Source organism: Pseudomonas sp. GW823-FHT02C02 (assembly GCF_058797635.1).
On the sequence record NZ_JBXAJV010000008.1, the window covers coordinates 24,158 to 39,713 of the forward strand.

A 15,556-nucleotide genomic window follows, 5' to 3' on the forward strand; every position below is an offset into this window, starting at 1 on the left:
AGAGATGGGTCAGAAAGTACATCCCATTGGCATTCGCCTGGGAATCGTCAAGGAACACACCTCCGTCTGGTACGCAGACGGTCGGACTTATGCGGACTATTTGTTCGCTGATCTGAAGGTGCGTGAGTATCTCCAAGACAAACTAAAAAGCGCGTCCGTAAGCCGTATCGATATCCATCGTCCGGCTCAAACTGCACGTATCACCATCCACACCGCTCGTCCAGGTATCGTTATCGGGAAGAAAGGTGAAGATGTTGAGAAACTGCGTCAGGACCTGACCAAACAAATGGGTGTGCCTGTGCACATCAATATCGAAGAAATCCGCAAGCCGGAACTCGACGGTATGTTGGTTGCGCAGAGCGTAGCTCAGCAGCTGGAGCGTCGCGTAATGTTCCGTCGCGCTATGAAGCGCGCTGTACAAAACGCCATGCGCATTGGTGCCAAAGGCATCAAAATCCAAGTGAGCGGTCGTCTCGGCGGTGCTGAAATCGCACGTACTGAATGGTATCGCGAAGGTCGTGTGCCACTGCACACCCTGCGTGCCGACATCGACTATGCCAACTACGAAGCTCACACCACTTACGGTGTGATCGGTGTAAAGGTTTGGATCTTCAAAGGCGAAGTAATTGGTGGTCGCCAAGAAGAACTGAAACCACAAGCACCAGCGCCTCGTAAAAAAGCTGCTAAGTAAGGGGTACGCCAAATGTTGCAACCAAAGCGTACGAAGTTCCGCAAGCAGATGACAGGCCACAACCGTGGTCTGGCTCAGCGCGGTAGCAAAGTCAGCTTCGGCGAGTTCGCGCTGAAGTCTGTAGCTCGTGGTCGTCTCACCGCTCGTCAGATCGAGTCAGCGCGTCGTGCTCTGACCCGTCACGTTAAACGTGGCGGCAAGATCTGGATCCGTGTATTCCCGGACAAGCCTATTTCCAAAAAGCCACTCGAAGTTCGGATGGGTAAAGGTAAGGGTAGTGTGGAGTACTGGGTTGCCCAGATTCAGCCAGGCAAAGTCCTGTATGAAATCGAGGGTGTTTCTGAAGAGCTGGCGCGTGAGGCTTTTGCCCTGGCTGCTGCAAAGCTGCCGCTCGCCACCGCCTTTGTTAAACGGACGGTGATGTGATGAAAGCGAATGAACTTCGTGAAAAATCCGCACAGCAGCTGAACGAGCAACTGCTCGGCTTGCTGCGCGACCAGTTCAATCTGCGTATGCAGAAAGCAACTGGCCAGTTGGGGCAGTCTCATCTGCTCTCGCAAGTTAAGCGTGACATCGCTCGCGTGAAGACTGTGCTCAACCAGCAGGCAGGTAAGTAATCATGGCTGAAGCCGAAAAAACTGTCCGTACGCTGACTGGCCGTGTTGTCAGCGACAAGATGGACAAAACCATCACCGTTCTGATCGAGCGTCGCGTTAAGCACCCGATCTACGGTAAATACGTTAAGCGTTCGACTAAGCTGCACGCGCACGACGAAACCAATCAGTGCCACATCGGCGACAAAGTCACTATTCGTGAAACTCGTCCTTTGGCCAAGACCAAGTCTTGGGCGCTGGTTGATGTTCTCGAACGCGCTGTGGAAGTCTAAGGACTAGGGGTCGGAGAAATTATATGATTCAGACTCAATCCATGCTCGATGTGGCCGATAACAGCGGCGCTCGCCGTGTTATGTGCATCAAGGTGCTGGGTGGCTCCCATCGTCGTTACGCTGGTATCGGTGACATCATCAAAGTTACCGTCAAGGAAGCAATTCCTCGCGGTAAAGTGAAAAAAGGCCAAGTGATGACTGCTGTTGTAGTCCGCACTCGTCACGGTGTACGCCGTGCTGATGGCTCCATTATCCGCTTTGATGGCAACGCTGCTGTTCTTCTGAACAACAAGCAAGAGCCGATCGGCACCCGTATCTTTGGGCCAGTGACCCGTGAACTTCGTACTGAGAAGTTCATGAAGATCGTCTCGCTCGCCCCAGAAGTGCTGTAAGGAGATCCGACATGCAAAAGATTCGTCGTGACGACGAGATCATCGTGATCGCCGGCAAAGACAAAGGTAAGCGCGGTAAGGTGCTTAAGGTTCTCGCTAATAACCGTCTGGTTATTGGTGGTCTGAACCTGGTTAAGCGTCATACCAAGCCTAACCCGATGTCGGGCGTACAAGGCGGTATCGTCGAAAAAGAAGCTCCACTGGACGCTTCTAACGTCGCCATTTTCAACGGCGAAACCAACAAGGCTGACCGCGTTGGTTTCAAAGTAGAAGACGGCAAGAAAATTCGTGTCTTCAAGTCGACCCAAAAAGCGGTTGATGCTTGAACACTGCTAGGTAGAAGACCATGGCACGACTAAAAGAGATTTACTGGAAGGAAATCGCACCGAAGCTTAAGGAAGAACTTAAGCTTTCGAACGTGATGGAAGTTCCACGCGTTACCAAAATCACCCTGAACATGGGTCTGGGCGAAGCTGTCGGTGACAAAAAAGTCATCGAGCACGCTGTTGCCGACCTGGAAAAGATCACCGGTCAGAAAGTCGTTGTGACTTACGCTCGGAAATCCATCGCTGGCTTTAAAGTCCGTGAAGGTTGGCCGATCGGCGTCAAAGTGACTCTGCGCCGTGAGCGTATGTACGAATTCCTGGATCGTCTGCTGTCGATCTCCCTGCCTCGGGTTCGCGACTTCCGCGGCCTGAATGCCAAGTCCTTCGATGGTCGTGGTAACTACAGCATGGGCGTAAAAGAGCAGATCATCTTCCCGGAAATCGACTACGACAAGATCGATGCTCTCCGCGGTCTGGACATTACCCTGACCACCACTGCCAAGAACGATGATGAAGGTCGCGCGCTGCTGCGTGCTTTCAAATTCCCGTTCCGCAACTGATTGGAGTAGGAAAATGGCCAAGATGAGCATGAAAAACCGCGAGCTGAAGCGTCAGCTCACGGTTGCCAAGTACGCCAAAAAGCGTGCAGCACTGAAAGCAATCATCGTTGATCTGAACGCAAGTCCAGAAGCGCGTTGGGAAGCTACAGTTGCTCTGCAGAAGCAGCCACGTGACGCAAGCGCCTCGCGCATGCGTAACCGCTGCCGCCTGACCGGTCGTCCACACGGCGTTTACCGCAAGTTCGGCCTCGGCCGTAACAAACTGCGTGAAGCTGCAATGCGTGGTGACGTACCTGGTCTGGTTAAAGCCAGCTGGTAAGCACTATCAAAGTCTCGGTGTTCGGGATCGCAAGATCCTGACCACCGGTGACCTTGAACTTGAATCAAGCCCCTTTTGGGGCTTGATTCATTTGTGGGGTGTGTCTAGAATACCCGGCTCGCCTGAGCCCGTGCTTTTTTCGCATGGATGAGCTCGGCGACAAGTAGTAGCCGCAAGGCTAATTTTTTTGTATTAGGAGCGTCTAGCCCATGAGTATGCAGGACCCGTTAGCGGACATGCTAACTCGAATCCGTAATGCCCAGATGGCTGAAAAGTCCGTCGTAAGCATGCCATCTTCTACTTTGAAGGTAGCTGTTGCCAAAGTCCTGAAGGACGAAGGTTACATTGCGGGTTATCAGATCAGCAGCGAAATCAAGCCACTGCTGTCCATCGAGCTGAAGTACTTCGAAGGCCGTCCGGTCATCGAGGAAGTGAAGCGCGTTAGCCGTCCAGGCCTGCGTCAGTACAAGTCCGTCGATGATCTGCCAAAAGTTCGTGGCGGTCTCGGTGTGTCTATCGTCTCCACCAACAAAGGTGTGATGACGGATCGTGCTGCGCGCGCTGCCGGTGTCGGCGGCGAAGTTCTTTGCACTGTGTTCTAAGGGGGGATAAGCATGTCACGCGTCGCTAAGAACCCCGTTAAGCTGCCAGCCGGTGTCGAAGTAAAATTCGCAGGCCAACAGCTTTCGGTGAAGGGTGCCAAGGGCACTCTCGAACTGAACATCCATTCGTCCGTTGAGATCGTTGAAGAAGCTGGTGAGCTGCGTTTCGCTGCTCGCAATGGCGATCAACAAACTCGCGCAATGGCTGGTACCACTCGTGCGTTGGTAAACAACATGGTCCAAGGCGTAAGCCAAGGCTTCGAGCGTAAGCTCCAGCTGGTCGGTGTTGGTTACAAAGCGCAAGCAAAAGGCACAGTGCTGAACCTGGCTCTTGGCTTCTCGCACCCAGTGGATTATGAACTGCCGGAAGGCATCACCGCTGAGACTCCTAGCCAGACCGATATCCTGATCAAGGGCATCGATAAGCAGCTGGTAGGTCAAGTGGCCGCCGAGATCCGCGACTTCCGTCCACCAGAGCCGTACAAAGGCAAAGGTGTGCGCTACGCGGACGAAGTCGTCCGTCGTAAAGAAGCCAAGAAGAAGTAGGGCATAGCAAATGACCGACAAAAAAGTTACTCGACTGCGTCGCGCTCGCAAAGCACGCCTGAAAATGCACGAACTCGAAGTCGTGCGTCTCTGCGTGTTCCGCTCGTCGCAGCACATCTACGCCCAGGTCATTTCGGCCGACGGCAACAAAGTCCTGGCATCTGCCTCGACTTTGGATAAAGAACTGCGTGATGGCGCCACTGGCAACATCGACGCGGCCACTAAGGTTGGCCAGCTGGTCGCTACGCGTGCAAAAGCCGCTGGCGTCTCGCAGGTGGCTTTCGACCGCTCTGGCTTCAAGTACCACGGCCGCGTCAAGGCGCTGGCTGATGCTGCTCGTGAAGCTGGGCTGGAGTTCTAAGTTATGTCAAATAACGACCAAAAGCGCGACGAAGGCTACATTGAGAAGCTGGTTCAAGTTAACCGCGTAGCCAAAACCGTTAAAGGCGGCCGTATCTTCACTTTCACCGCGTTGACCGTGGTAGGTGATGGTAAAGGGCGTGTTGGCTTCGGCCGTGGCAAGTCACGTGAAGTGCCTGCTGCGATCCAGAAGGCAATGGAAGCTGCTCGTCGCAACATGATCCAAGTTGATCTGAACGGCACCACTCTGCAGTACGCAATGAAGTCCGGTCACGGCGCTTCGAAGGTGTACATGCAGCCTGCTTCTGAAGGTACCGGTATCATCGCTGGCGGCGCTATGCGTGCTGTCCTCGAAGTTGCTGGCGTTCAGAACGTTCTGGCCAAGTGCTACGGCTCGACTAACCCGGTAAACGTGGTTCACGCCACTTTCAAAGGTTTGAAAGCTATGCAGTCTCCTGAATCCATTGCCGCCAAGCGTGGCAAAAGCGTCAAGGAGATCTTCTGATCATGGCTACCGTTAAAGTTACGCTGATCAAAAGCATGACCGGCCGCATCCCTAACCACAAACTGTGCGTTAAGGGTCTGGGTCTGCGTCGCATCGGTCACACTGTAGAAGTACTTGATACTCCCGAGAATCGCGGGATGATCAACAAGGCTTACTACATGCTGCGTGTCGAGGGTTAATCGATGAAACTCAATGATCTGAGTCCAGCGCCGGGTTCCCGTCGCGAAAAGCATCGTCCGGGCCGTGGTATCGGTAGTGGTTTGGGCAAGACCGGTGGCCGTGGCCACAAAGGTCAGTCCTCCCGCTCCGGTGGCACCATTGCTCCAGGCTTTGAAGGCGGTCAACAGCCGCTGCATCGTCGCCTGCCAAAGTTCGGTTTCGTTTCCCTGAAGGCCATGGACCGCGCAGAAGTGCGTCTGTCCGAGCTGGCTAAAGTGGAAGGCGACATCGTCACTGTGCAGTCCCTGAAAGATGCCAACGTGATCAACGTCAACGTACAGCGTGTGAAAATCATGCTGTCCGGCGAAGTTACTCGCGCTGTTACCATCGGAAAGGGAATCGGCGCCACCAAAGGTGCGCGTTCGGCTATCGAAGCAGCTGGCGGCAAGTTCGAGGAATAAATGGCTAAGCAAGGTGCTCTCTCTGCGCTCGGCAAAGGCGGTATGTCTGAACTCTGGGCTCGTCTGCGTTTTCTGTTCCTGGCGATTATCGTCTACCGAATAGGCGCACACATCCCGGTTCCAGGTATCAACCCGGACCGACTCGCGGACCTGTTTCGACAGAATGAGGGGACCATTCTTAGCTTGTTCAACATGTTTTCCGGCGGCGCGCTGGAGCGGATGAGTATCTTTGCACTGGGGATCATGCCGTACATTTCGGCATCGATCATCATGCAACTGATGACAGCCGTCAGCCCGCAGCTGGAGCAGTTGAAGAAGGAAGGTGAAGCTGGGCGTCGCAAGATTGCCCAGTACACCCGCTACGGCACTGTCGTCCTCGCTCTCGTTCAGGCAATTGGCATGTCCATTGGTCTGGCGGGGCAGGGCGTTGCGTTCACTGGTGACTTTGGCTTCCATTTCGTCGCGGTATCCACGTTTGTGGCTGGTGCGATGTTCATGATGTGGCTGGGTGAGCAGATTACTGAGCGTGGTGTTGGCAACGGTATCTCGATGTTGATTTTCGCAGGTATCGTCGCCGGTCTTCCGAGAGCGATCGGGCAGTCTTTCGAGTCTGCGCGTCAGGGTGATATCAACATTTTTGCCTTGGTTGCCATCGGTTTGCTGGCAGTAGCGATTATCGGTTTTGTGGTGTTCATTGAGCGTGGTCAGCGTCGTATTGCTGTTCATTACGCCAAGCGTCAGCAGGGTCGTAAGGTCTTTGCTGCGCAGACTAGCCACTTGCCGTTGAAGGTGAACATGGCCGGTGTTATTCCGGCCATTTTCGCGAGCAGCATTTTGCTGTTCCCGGCTTCGTTGGGTACCTGGTTCGGTCAGTCTGAAGGTATGGGCTGGCTGCAGGACATCTCGCAGTCGATCGCTCCTGGTCAGCCGTTGAATATTCTGCTGTTTAGTGCAGGGATTATTTTCTTCTGCTTCTTCTATACGGCGTTGATGTTCAATCCGAAAGACGTAGCGGAAAACCTGAAGAAGTCCGGTGCCTTTATTCCGGGCATCCGTCCAGGTGAGCAGTCTGCGCGCTACATTGATGGCGTTCTGACTCGTTTGACCCTGTTCGGTGCTCTATATATGACGGCCGTATGCCTGTTGCCCCAGTTCCTGGTGGTTGCAGCAAACGTTCCGTTCTACCTTGGCGGGACCTCGTTGCTGATCGTCGTCGTGGTTGTGATGGACTTCATGTCCCAAGTACAATCGCACCTCGTTTCGCACCAGTACGAATCCCTGATGAAGAAAGCCAACCTGAAGGGTTACGGCAGCGGCATGTTGCGCTGAGTACCCATAAGGTTCGAGGAGTTGGTGATGAAAGTTCGTGCATCGGTGAAAAAGCTGTGCCGCAACTGCAAGATTATTCGCCGCGAAGGTGTTGTTCGAGTAATTTGCAGCGCGGAACCGCGTCACAAACAGCGCCAAGGCTGAGTGTGATTGTGCTTCAAGCCCGGTAGCTAGTGCGCTACCGGGTTGATTATTTGTTATTACAGCGATATTATCTCGCGCCCTATTTCTTGGCTTCCGGGGCGTAGGTAGCTGTCAATTGGAGTCCCACTGAATGGCCCGTATTGCAGGCGTTAACATTCCAGATAACAAGCATACTGTTATCTCGCTGACCTACATCTATGGTGTTGGTCGCACTACTGCGCAGAAGATCTGTGCAGTGACTGGGGTAAACCCAGCCGCAAAGATCAAGGATCTGAGCGACGAGCAGATTGAACAGCTGCGTGGCGAAGTGGCGAAGTTCACCACTGAAGGTGACCTGCGTCGCGAAATCAACATGAAAATCAAGCGTTTGATGGACCTCGGTTGCTATCGCGGTCTGCGTCATCGTCGTGGTCTTCCAGTGCGCGGTCAGCGTACCAAGACTAACGCGCGTACCCGTAAAGGTCCGCGTAAGCCGATCCGCAAGTAATCGCCCCAGCGAATCGACAGGAAATTAATCATGGCTAAACCTGCTGCTCGTCCTCGTAAAAAAGTTAAAAAGACAGTGGTTGATGGCATCGCCCACATCCATGCATCTTTTAACAACACAATCGTGACCATCACCGACCGTCAAGGCAACGCTCTTTCCTGGGCTACCTCCGGTGGTTCGGGTTTCCGCGGTTCCCGCAAGTCCACCCCGTTTGCTGCTCAAGTAGCTGCTGAACGTGCTGGTCAAGCTGCGCTGGAATACGGTCTGAAAAACCTCGACGTTAACGTCAAAGGTCCAGGCCCAGGTCGTGAATCTGCAGTCCGCGCTTTGAACGGCTGTGGCTACAAGATCGCCAGCATCACCGACGTGACGCCAATCCCGCACAACGGGTGCCGTCCGCCGAAGAAGCGCCGCGTGTAATCCAGGAGATTGTAAAGAATGGCTCGTTACATTGGTCCAAAATGCAAACTCGCTCGTCGCGAAGGCACCGATCTCTTTCTGAAGAGCGGCGTGCGCGCGATCGAATCGAAGTGCAACATCGAAGCAGCACCTGGTATCCACGGCCAACGCCGCGGTCGCCAGTCCGATTACGGCACCCAACTGCGTGAAAAGCAGAAGGTCCGTCGTATCTACGGCGTTCTCGAGCGTCAATTCAGCGGCTACTACAAAGAAGCTGCTGGCAAGAAAGGTGCAACCGGTGAAAACCTGCTGCAACTGCTCGAATGCCGTCTGGACAACGTTGTATACCGTATGGGTTTTGGCTCTACTCGTGCCGAATCCCGTCAGCTGGTATCGCACAAATCCGTCAGCGTTAACGGTCAGACCGTAAACGTACCGTCCTACCAGGTTCGTGCTGGTGACGTGGTCGCGATTCGCGAGAAAGCAAAGAACCAACTTCGCATTGTCCAAGCTCTCGATCTGTGTGCCCAACGTGGCCGCGTAGAATGGGTAGAAGTAGACACTGAGAAGAAGTCGGGCGTTTTCAAGAACGTTCCTGCTCGCAGTGATCTGTCCGCCGACATCAACGAAAGCCTGATTGTCGAGCTCTACTCCAAGTAAGGGCTAGAAAATAGGTGCATCCATGCAGATTTCGGTAAATGAGTTCCTGACACCCCGCCATATTGATGTGCAGGTTGTCAGTCCAACCCGCGCCAAGATCACTCTCGAGCCTCTCGAGCGTGGTTTCGGCCACACCCTGGGCAACGCGCTGCGACGCATCCTGTTGTCCTCAATGCCCGGCTGTGCAGTAGTCGAGGCCGAGATTGACGGTGTGCTCCATGAGTACAGCGCCATCGAAGGCGTACAGGAAGACGTAATTGAAATCCTGTTGAACCTTAAAGGTCTGGCTATCAAGCTGCACGGTCGTGACGAAGTTACGCTGACCTTGTCGAAGAAGGGTTCGGGGGTGGTTACCGCTGCCGATATTCAGCTGGATCATGATGTCGAGATCGTTAACCCCGATCACGTAATCGCTAACCTGGCGTCTAACGGCGCCCTGAACATGAAGCTCACCGTAGCTCGTGGTCGTGGTTATGAACCGGCAGACTCGCGTCAGAGCGATGAAGACGAAAGCCGCAGCATCGGTCGCTTGCAGCTTGACTCTTCGTTCAGCCCGGTTCGCCGTATCGCATACGTGGTGGAAAACGCCCGTGTCGAGCAGCGTACTAACCTGGACAAGCTGGTTATTGATCTGGAAACCAACGGTACCCTGGATCCTGAAGAGGCTATCCGCCGCGCTGCAACCATTCTGCAACAGCAGCTGGCTGCGTTCGTCGACCTCAAAGGTGACAGTGAGCCAGTGGTTATCGAGCAGGAAGACGAGATCGATCCGATCCTGCTTCGCCCGGTTGACGATCTGGAACTGACTGTACGTTCGGCTAACTGCCTTAAGGCGGAAAACATCTACTACATCGGTGACCTGATTCAGCGTACCGAAGTAGAGCTGTTGAAGACTCCGAACCTTGGCAAGAAATCCTTGACTGAAATCAAGGACGTTCTGGCCTCCCGCGGTCTGTCCCTCGGCATGCGCCTCGACAACTGGCCGCCTGCAAGTCTTAAGAAGGACGACAAGGCGACTGCCTGATCGTCGTAATCACCGAACGTTGTGTTTGGTAAGGAATGAACCATGCGTCATCGTAAAAGTGGTCGTCACCTGAGCCGCACCAGCTCGCACCGCAAGGCCATGTTTCAAAACATGGCGGTGTCGCTGTTCGAGCACGAGCTGATCAAAACTACACTGCCAAAAGCTAAAGAACTGCGTCGCGTTGCTGAGCCGCTGATCACTTTGGCCAAGACAGACAGCCTGGCTAACCGCCGTCTGGCTTTCGACCGTACTCGTTCGAAAGCTATCGTTGGTAAGCTCTTCAACGACCTGGGCAAGCGTTACGCTACCCGTGAGGGTGGCTACCTGCGCATCCTCAAGTGCGGTTTCCGCACTGGCGACAACGCGCCTATGGCGTATGTCGAGTTGGTTGATCGTCCTGCCGGTGGTGAAGCTGTATCCGCTGAGTAAGACGTCAGTCTGAAACGAAGAACCGGGCCTAGTGCCCGGTTTTTTGTGCGCGCTCGAAAAGCATTGCCATCAATGCATGAATAGAAAGGTAATTAGTAATTTTCTATCGATAGTCGCAACGCAATGAATTTGTAGCTGTAACGTTCCTGATCAATACTCCCCCTCAGCCGATAGCCGGCAGTTAAAGACTGACAGAGGAAGAGATCGCATGAGTCAAAATAAAACGCTGACCACCGCCAGTGGCGCTCCTGTCGCCGACAACCAGAATTCCCGTTCCGCCGGCCCTCGTGGCCCGCTGCTGCTCGACGACTTTCACCTGATCGAAAAGCTTGCCCACTTCAATCGCGAGAACATCCCTGAGCGCCGTGTACACGCCAAGGGCTCGGGTGCTTACGGCACGTTTACTGTCACTCGCGACATCACCCCGTACACCAGCGCTAAACTGTTTGAATCGGTCGGCAAGCAAACTCCGACGTTCCTGCGCTTTTCTACGGTTGGCGGCGAACGGGGTTCGGCCGATACCGAGCGCGATCCGCGTGGCTTTGCCCTGAAGTTCTACACCGAGGAAGGTAACTGGGACATCGTCGGCAACAACACGCCCGTGTTCTTCATCCGTGATCCGTTGAAATTTCCGGACTTTATCCACACCCAAAAGCGTCTGCCGCAGAGCAATCTGAAAAGCGCGCAGATGATGTGGGACTTCTGGTCGCACTCGCCTGAGGCGCTGCACCAGGTCACTATTCTGTTCTCCGACCGTGGCATTCCTGACGGCTATCGTCACATGCACGGCTTTGGTAGCCACACCTACAGCTTGATCAACGCCAATGGCGAGCGGCATTGGGTGAAGTGGCACTACAAGACTCAGCAAGGCATCAAAAACCTGGCGCCTGCAGAAGCGGCACGTTTGGCCGGTACCGATCCGGATTACGCGCAGCGTGACCTGTTCGGGGCGATTGAGCGCGGTGACTTCCCGAAATGGCGTGTGTGCATTCAGATCATGACCGAGGCTCAGGCCGCGGCGCACTATGAGAACCCGTTCGATGTGACCAAAACCTGGTCGCAGAAAGAGTTTCCGCTGATCGAAGTCGGCGAGCTGGAGCTCAATCGCAATCCGCAAAACTACTTTGCCGAAGTCGAGCAAGCGGCATTCGGCCCGAGCAACATGGTCCCGGGCGTTGGTCTTTCTCCGGATCGCATGCTCCAGGGCCGCGTGTTCGCTTATGCCGACGCGCACCGCTACCGCATTGGCACCAATCATCAGCAACTACCGGTGAATGCGCCCCGCAGCCCGGTGAATAGCTATCAGCGTGATGGTTCGATGGCATTCGGCAGCAATGGCGGTGCAGCACCTAACTATGAGCCGAACAGCTACGTCGATTCGCCGAAACAAGCGCCTCGCTACGCTGAGCCACCGTTGGCATTGAGCGGTGCCGCTGATCGTTACGATCATCGTGAAGACTCCGACTACTACAGCCATGCCGGTGCTCTGTTCCGACTCATGAGTGACGAGCAGAAAGCGCTGCTGACCAACAACATTGCCGGAGCCATGGCCGGCGTTTCCGGTGATGTGATTGATCGTCAATTGCAGCACTTCTTCAAGGCCGATCCGGCGTATGGAGAAGCAATTGCAAGGGCGTTGGGTGTACAGCTTAACGAAGTCTAAACGAGAAGCAGAACCGCCCTCATTTGGGCGGTTTTTGCGTTATTTGAACCACTTTTCTCAGAATATCTTCGCTTTTATCGCGTAAACGGAGTGACCAAACAGTCGCCTTGGTTCAAACTACAGACTTTCATGCAGGGAGATGTAGGGCGATGCAAGGGCACCCAGACGTAATCGATTACCTCAACACGTTGCTGACCGGCGAACTGGCGGCGCGTGATCAGTATTTCGTCCATTCGCGGATGTATGAGGACTGGGGTTTCACCAAGCTCTACGAACGCATCAACCACGAGATGGAAGAAGAGGCCGGGCACGCTGATGCCCTGATGCGTCGGATTCTGATGCTCGAAGGCACGCCGCGCATGCGTCCCGACGACCTTGATGTTGGCACCACTGTGCCGGACATGCTCGCCGCTGACCTGCGACTTGAATATAAAGTCCGCGCCGCGCTCTGCAAGGGCATCAAACTCTGCGAGCAACACCAGGACTATGTCAGCCGCGAGATGCTGCGGGTTCAATTGCATGACACTGAAGAAGACCACACCTACTGGCTTGAAAAGCAGATGGGTCTGATCAAGTTGATCGGTCTTGAGAACTACCTGCAATCTCACGCCTGATTGCTCCCTATACAAAAAAGCCCCTGTCACCGATGAAGTGACAGGGGCTTTTTCGTGGGCCCGATTCAGGCCTTGTCGCGAGCCAGCAGCGGCTTGAGGTAGAAGCCGGTGTGAGATTGCTTCATCTCGGACACTTCCTCCGGGGTACCAACCGCAATGATCTGGCCGCCCTTGGAGCCGCCTTCCGGCCCCAGGTCCACCAACCAGTCGGCGGTCTTGATCACGTCTAGGTTGTGCTCGATCACCACCACAGTGTTGCCGTGGTCGCGCAGTCTATGCAGTACGTCGAGCAATTGCTGAATATCCGCGAAGTGCAAGCCAGTGGTTGGTTCATCGAGGATGTACAGCGTCTTGCCGGTATCGCGCTTGGACAGTTCACGGGAGAGCTTCACCCTTTGGGCTTCACCGCCCGACAACGTCGTCGCCGATTGCCCCAGCTTGATGTAGGACAGACCTACGTCCATCAATGTCTGAAGCTTGCGCGCTAGCGCAGGAACCGCGTCAAAGAACACCCGCGCTTCCTCGATGGTCATCTCGAGGGTTTCGTGGATGCTCTTGCCCTTGTACTTGATTTCCAGTGTCTCGCGGTTGTAACGCTTGCTCTTGCAGACGTCGCACGGGACATAGATGTCCGGCAGGAAGTGCATTTCCACCTTGATCAGGCCATCGCCCTGACACGCTTCGCAGCGTCCGCCCTTCACGTTGAAGGAGAAGCGTCCCGGACCATAACCGCGTGAGCGTGATTCCGGTACGCCGGCGAACAGTTCGCGAATCGGCGTGAACAGCCCGGTGTAGGTCGCCGGATTGGAGCGCGGCGTTCGGCCGATAGGGCTCTGGTCGATATCGACGACCTTATCCAGATGCTCCAGTCCCTTGATGCTGTCGTGGGCGGCCGCCTCAAGCGTCGTTGCACCGTTGAGTGCCGTAGCGCTCAAGGGAAACAGCGTATTGTTGATCAGCGTCGATTTGCCCGAGCCGGACACACCGGTCACGCACGTCAACAGACCTATCGGAATGTCCAGGTCGACATTGCGCAAGTTGTTACCGCGAGCGCCCTTGAGCGACAGTGACAACTTCTTGTTGCGCGGTGTGCGTTTGGCTGGAACGGCAATCTTTACTCGGCCCGACAGGTACTTGCCGGTCAACGAATCAGGATGCGCCATCACTTCGGCCGGCGTCCCTTCGGCAACAATATGCCCACCGTGGACCCCCGCGCCCGGCCCGATGTCCACCACGTAGTCGGCCAGGCGAATAGCGTCTTCGTCATGCTCGACCACGATCACCGTGTTGCCGATGTCGCGCAGGTGCTTGAGTGTGCCGAGCAACCGATCGTTATCACGTTGATGCAGACCGATCGACGGCTCATCGAGGATGTACAGAACCCCCACCAGGCCGGCGCCAATCTGGCTGGCCAGGCGAATCCGCTGAGCTTCACCGCCGGACAACGTGTCGGCACTGCGATCCAGCGAAAGATAGTCGAGGCCTACGTTGACCAGGAACTGCAGGCGCTCGCGGATCTCCTTGAGAATCTTGTCGGCAATTTCACCGCGACGGCCCGTGAGCTTCAGTATGCCGAAATACTCGCAAGCATCGCCAATCGGCAGATTGGTCACCGCCGGCAGCGTCTTCTCGCCCACCCAGACGTGCCGCGCCTCACGACGCAAGCGCGTGCCACGGCAATCCGGGCAGGGCTGGGTGCTGAGGAACTTGGCCAGCTCTTCACGCACTGAAGCCGACTCGGTTTCGCGATAGCGGCGTTCCAGGTTCGGCACGATGCCTTCGAACGGGTGCGAGCGTTTGACGATATCGCCGCGGTCGTTCAGGTACTTGAAGTCGACGTTTTGCGAACCGCTGCCATGCAGAATGAATTTCTGCTGATCCGCCGAAAGGTCGTTGAAGGGCACTTCCAGGCTGAACTTGTAGTGCGAAGCCAGCGACCCGAGCATCTGGAAGTAATAGACGTTGCGCCTGTCCCAGCCGCGAATAGCGCCCTCGGCCAGCGTCAACTCGCCGTTCACCAGACGCTTGATGTCGAAGAACTGCTTGACCCCCAGACCATCGCAGGTCGGGCAAGCGCCGGCGGGGTTGTTGAAGGAGAACAGCTTGGGTTCCAGCTCGCTGATCGCATGGCCGCAAATCGGGCAGGCGAAGCGCGCGGAGAAGATGATCTCTTCGCCGGGCTCGTCGTCCATCGGCGCGACCAGTGCGATCCCGTCCGCCAGTTTCAGCGCGGTTTCGAACGACTCGGCCAGGCGCTGCTGCAGATCGGCGCGGACCTTGAAGCGGTCGACTATTACATCAATCGAGTGCTTCTTTTGCTTATCCAGCTTCGGCAGCTCATCCAGTTCGCAGATCCTGCCGTTGACCCGGGCCCGGACAAAGCCCTGGGCGCGCAGTTCTTCGAAGACCGAAAGGTGTTCGCCTTTGCGCTCGCGAATCACCGGGGCCAGCAGCATCAGCTTGCTGCCCTCCGGTTGCGCGAGGACCAGGTCGACCATCTGGCTGACGGTTTGCGCTTCCAGCGGAATGTCGTGATCCGGGCAACGTGGAATACCCACGCGTGCGTACAGCAGGCGCAGGTAGTCGTAGATTTCGGTGATGGTGCCGACCGTCGAGCGCGGGTTATGCGAGGTCGATTTCTGTTCGATGGAAATGGCTGGCGACAAACCTTCGATGGTGTCGACGTCAGGCTTTTCCATCATCGACAAAAACTGCCGGGCATAGGCCGACAGTGATTCGACATAGCGGCGTTGGCCTTCGGCATACAGCGTGTCAAACGCCAGGGACGATTTGCCGGATCCGGAAAGGCCGGTGATGACGATCAGTTTGTCCCGTGGCAGGGTCAGGTCGATGTTCTTCAGGTTGTGGGTTCGGGCCCCACGAATCAGGATCTTGTCCAAAGTGGCCTCGCTTGGCGGGCGTCGAAAACGTAGGAGTATACGGCCAAATACTGGATGGATGCACACTATCAAACGAGCGGAGTTGTGTCTTACATGAAGA

General features: G+C 55.4%; 24 protein-coding genes. 23 read left to right on the plus strand and 1 reads right to left on the minus strand.

The window, feature by feature from the left end; genetic code table 11:
- Positions 1-4: 4 nt before the first annotated feature.
- The 23 genes from rpsC (at position 5) to bfr (ending at position 12,556) form a co-directional block, all read left to right on the plus strand.
- Complete coding sequence (gene rpsC / locus AC1ROI_RS15815) at positions 5-691, plus strand: 30S ribosomal protein S3 (protein ID WP_003176422.1); 687 nt, start codon at positions 5-7, stop codon at positions 689-691.
- A 12-nt stretch (positions 692-703) separates the two neighbouring features.
- Positions 704-1,117, plus strand: coding sequence for a 50S ribosomal protein L16 (gene rplP, locus AC1ROI_RS15820; RefSeq protein WP_007896757.1), 414 nt, complete (start codon positions 704-706; stop codon positions 1,115-1,117).
- Positions 1,117-1,308: a 50S ribosomal protein L29 gene (rpmC, locus tag AC1ROI_RS15825; protein ID WP_002555481.1), complete on the plus strand. Its 192-nt coding sequence runs from the start codon at positions 1,117-1,119 to the stop codon at positions 1,306-1,308. The genes rplP and rpmC overlap by 1 nt, the downstream gene beginning before the upstream one ends.
- Before the next feature lie 2 nt (positions 1,309-1,310).
- Positions 1,311-1,577, plus strand: coding sequence for a 30S ribosomal protein S17 (rpsQ, locus tag AC1ROI_RS15830; RefSeq protein WP_003176419.1), 267 nt, complete (start codon positions 1,311-1,313; stop codon positions 1,575-1,577).
- 23 nt (positions 1,578-1,600) lie between these two features.
- Positions 1,601-1,969 (plus strand): 50S ribosomal protein L14, encoded by a 369-nt coding sequence (gene rplN / locus AC1ROI_RS15835; RefSeq protein ID WP_002555479.1) that lies wholly within the window; start codon positions 1,601-1,603, stop codon positions 1,967-1,969.
- An 11-nt stretch (positions 1,970-1,980) separates the two neighbouring features.
- Positions 1,981-2,295 carry a 50S ribosomal protein L24 gene (gene rplX, locus AC1ROI_RS15840; protein ID WP_003176416.1) on the plus strand — a complete coding sequence of 105 codons (315 nt, stop codon included), beginning with the start codon at positions 1,981-1,983 and terminating at the stop codon, positions 2,293-2,295.
- A gap of 20 nt (positions 2,296-2,315) precedes the next feature.
- A complete protein-coding gene (rplE, locus tag AC1ROI_RS15845; protein WP_003176415.1) occupies positions 2,316-2,855 on the plus strand; it encodes a 50S ribosomal protein L5 in 540 nt (179 codons plus the stop codon).
- Between the two features lie 13 nt (positions 2,856-2,868).
- Positions 2,869-3,174, plus strand: a complete 306-nt coding sequence (rpsN, locus tag AC1ROI_RS15850) for a 30S ribosomal protein S14 (protein WP_003176414.1) — start codon at positions 2,869-2,871, stop codon at positions 3,172-3,174.
- Positions 3,175-3,383: 209 nt separating this feature from the next.
- Positions 3,384-3,776, plus strand: coding sequence for a 30S ribosomal protein S8 (gene rpsH / locus AC1ROI_RS15855; RefSeq protein ID WP_003186040.1), 393 nt, complete (start codon positions 3,384-3,386; stop codon positions 3,774-3,776).
- Between the two features lie 12 nt (positions 3,777-3,788).
- Positions 3,789-4,322 carry a 50S ribosomal protein L6 gene (gene rplF, locus AC1ROI_RS15860; RefSeq protein ID WP_003176412.1) on the plus strand — a complete coding sequence of 178 codons (534 nt, stop codon included), beginning with the start codon at positions 3,789-3,791 and terminating at the stop codon, positions 4,320-4,322.
- 10 nt (positions 4,323-4,332) lie between these two features.
- The gene (gene rplR, locus AC1ROI_RS15865) at positions 4,333-4,683 is read left to right on the plus strand and encodes a 50S ribosomal protein L18 (protein ID WP_003186037.1); all 351 of its coding nucleotides are present in this window, start codon (positions 4,333-4,335) and stop codon (positions 4,681-4,683) included.
- A 3-nt stretch (positions 4,684-4,686) separates the two neighbouring features.
- Positions 4,687-5,187, plus strand: a complete 501-nt coding sequence (gene rpsE / locus AC1ROI_RS15870; RefSeq protein ID WP_007943782.1) for a 30S ribosomal protein S5 — start codon at positions 4,687-4,689, stop codon at positions 5,185-5,187.
- Between the two features lie 2 nt (positions 5,188-5,189).
- On the plus strand, positions 5,190-5,366 hold the full coding sequence (gene rpmD / locus AC1ROI_RS15875; protein WP_003186033.1) for a 50S ribosomal protein L30: 177 nt from the start codon (positions 5,190-5,192) through the stop codon (positions 5,364-5,366).
- Between the two features lie 3 nt (positions 5,367-5,369).
- Positions 5,370-5,807, plus strand: a complete 438-nt coding sequence (gene rplO / locus AC1ROI_RS15880) for a 50S ribosomal protein L15 (RefSeq protein WP_010467269.1) — start codon at positions 5,370-5,372, stop codon at positions 5,805-5,807.
- Positions 5,808-7,136: a preprotein translocase subunit SecY gene (gene secY, locus AC1ROI_RS15885; protein WP_007896784.1), complete on the plus strand. Its 1,329-nt coding sequence runs from the start codon at positions 5,808-5,810 to the stop codon at positions 7,134-7,136.
- Positions 7,137-7,163: 27 nt separating this feature from the next.
- Positions 7,164-7,280 (plus strand): 50S ribosomal protein L36, encoded by a 117-nt coding sequence (rpmJ, locus tag AC1ROI_RS15890; RefSeq protein ID WP_002555468.1) that lies wholly within the window; start codon positions 7,164-7,166, stop codon positions 7,278-7,280.
- A 130-nt stretch (positions 7,281-7,410) separates the two neighbouring features.
- Complete coding sequence (gene rpsM / locus AC1ROI_RS15895) at positions 7,411-7,767, plus strand: 30S ribosomal protein S13 (RefSeq protein WP_003186020.1); 357 nt, start codon at positions 7,411-7,413, stop codon at positions 7,765-7,767.
- A gap of 30 nt (positions 7,768-7,797) precedes the next feature.
- The gene (gene rpsK, locus AC1ROI_RS15900; protein ID WP_002555466.1) at positions 7,798-8,187 is read left to right on the plus strand and encodes a 30S ribosomal protein S11; all 390 of its coding nucleotides are present in this window, start codon (positions 7,798-7,800) and stop codon (positions 8,185-8,187) included.
- 18 nt (positions 8,188-8,205) lie between these two features.
- Complete coding sequence (rpsD, locus tag AC1ROI_RS15905; protein WP_003210056.1) at positions 8,206-8,826, plus strand: 30S ribosomal protein S4; 621 nt, start codon at positions 8,206-8,208, stop codon at positions 8,824-8,826.
- Positions 8,827-8,848: 22 nt separating this feature from the next.
- Positions 8,849-9,850, plus strand: coding sequence for a DNA-directed RNA polymerase subunit alpha (locus AC1ROI_RS15910; protein WP_003176403.1), 1,002 nt, complete (start codon positions 8,849-8,851; stop codon positions 9,848-9,850).
- Between the two features lie 42 nt (positions 9,851-9,892).
- Entirely contained in the window at positions 9,893-10,279 is a 387-nt protein-coding gene (gene rplQ / locus AC1ROI_RS15915) for a 50S ribosomal protein L17 (protein ID WP_008145500.1), read from the plus strand.
- A gap of 208 nt (positions 10,280-10,487) precedes the next feature.
- Entirely contained in the window at positions 10,488-11,942 is a 1,455-nt protein-coding gene (locus tag AC1ROI_RS15920) for a catalase (RefSeq protein WP_010467275.1), read from the plus strand.
- Positions 11,943-12,091: 149 nt separating this feature from the next.
- Complete coding sequence (gene bfr, locus AC1ROI_RS15925; RefSeq protein ID WP_010467276.1) at positions 12,092-12,556, plus strand: bacterioferritin; 465 nt, start codon at positions 12,092-12,094, stop codon at positions 12,554-12,556.
- Between the two features lie 65 nt (positions 12,557-12,621).
- Here bfr and uvrA read toward each other — a convergent pair whose 3' ends face one another.
- Complete coding sequence (gene uvrA, locus AC1ROI_RS15930) at positions 12,622-15,456, minus strand: excinuclease ABC subunit UvrA (RefSeq protein WP_010467278.1); 2,835 nt, start codon at positions 15,454-15,456, stop codon at positions 12,622-12,624.
- Positions 15,457-15,556 lie beyond the last annotated feature (100 nt).

Bases quoted from the DNA above. Each gene is read 5' to 3' on its own strand.
- rpsC (WP_003176422.1), top strand. From the start codon at position 5: ATGGGTCAGAAAGTACATCCCATTGGCATTCGCCTGGGAATCGTCAAG.
- rplP (WP_007896757.1), top strand. From the start codon at position 704: ATGTTGCAACCAAAGCGTACGAAGTTCCGCAAGCAGATGACAGGCCAC.
- rpmC (WP_002555481.1), top strand. From the start codon at position 1,117: ATGAAAGCGAATGAACTTCGTGAAAAATCCGCACAGCAGCTGAACGAG.
- rpsQ (WP_003176419.1), top strand. From the start codon at position 1,311: ATGGCTGAAGCCGAAAAAACTGTCCGTACGCTGACTGGCCGTGTTGTC.
- rplN (WP_002555479.1), top strand. From the start codon at position 1,601: ATGATTCAGACTCAATCCATGCTCGATGTGGCCGATAACAGCGGCGCT.
- rplX (WP_003176416.1), top strand. From the start codon at position 1,981: ATGCAAAAGATTCGTCGTGACGACGAGATCATCGTGATCGCCGGCAAA.
- rplE (WP_003176415.1), top strand. From the start codon at position 2,316: ATGGCACGACTAAAAGAGATTTACTGGAAGGAAATCGCACCGAAGCTT.
- rpsN (WP_003176414.1), top strand. From the start codon at position 2,869: ATGGCCAAGATGAGCATGAAAAACCGCGAGCTGAAGCGTCAGCTCACG.
- rpsH (WP_003186040.1), top strand. From the start codon at position 3,384: ATGAGTATGCAGGACCCGTTAGCGGACATGCTAACTCGAATCCGTAAT.
- rplF (WP_003176412.1), top strand. From the start codon at position 3,789: ATGTCACGCGTCGCTAAGAACCCCGTTAAGCTGCCAGCCGGTGTCGAA.
- rplR (WP_003186037.1), top strand. From the start codon at position 4,333: ATGACCGACAAAAAAGTTACTCGACTGCGTCGCGCTCGCAAAGCACGC.
- rpsE (WP_007943782.1), top strand. From the start codon at position 4,687: ATGTCAAATAACGACCAAAAGCGCGACGAAGGCTACATTGAGAAGCTG.
- rpmD (WP_003186033.1), top strand. From the start codon at position 5,190: ATGGCTACCGTTAAAGTTACGCTGATCAAAAGCATGACCGGCCGCATC.
- rplO (WP_010467269.1), top strand. From the start codon at position 5,370: ATGAAACTCAATGATCTGAGTCCAGCGCCGGGTTCCCGTCGCGAAAAG.
- secY (WP_007896784.1), top strand. From the start codon at position 5,808: ATGGCTAAGCAAGGTGCTCTCTCTGCGCTCGGCAAAGGCGGTATGTCT.
- rpmJ (WP_002555468.1), top strand. From the start codon at position 7,164: ATGAAAGTTCGTGCATCGGTGAAAAAGCTGTGCCGCAACTGCAAGATT.
- rpsM (WP_003186020.1), top strand. From the start codon at position 7,411: ATGGCCCGTATTGCAGGCGTTAACATTCCAGATAACAAGCATACTGTT.
- rpsK (WP_002555466.1), top strand. From the start codon at position 7,798: ATGGCTAAACCTGCTGCTCGTCCTCGTAAAAAAGTTAAAAAGACAGTG.
- rpsD (WP_003210056.1), top strand. From the start codon at position 8,206: ATGGCTCGTTACATTGGTCCAAAATGCAAACTCGCTCGTCGCGAAGGC.
- AC1ROI_RS15910 (WP_003176403.1), top strand. From the start codon at position 8,849: ATGCAGATTTCGGTAAATGAGTTCCTGACACCCCGCCATATTGATGTG.
- rplQ (WP_008145500.1), top strand. From the start codon at position 9,893: ATGCGTCATCGTAAAAGTGGTCGTCACCTGAGCCGCACCAGCTCGCAC.
- AC1ROI_RS15920 (WP_010467275.1), top strand. From the start codon at position 10,488: ATGAGTCAAAATAAAACGCTGACCACCGCCAGTGGCGCTCCTGTCGCC.
- bfr (WP_010467276.1), top strand. From the start codon at position 12,092: ATGCAAGGGCACCCAGACGTAATCGATTACCTCAACACGTTGCTGACC.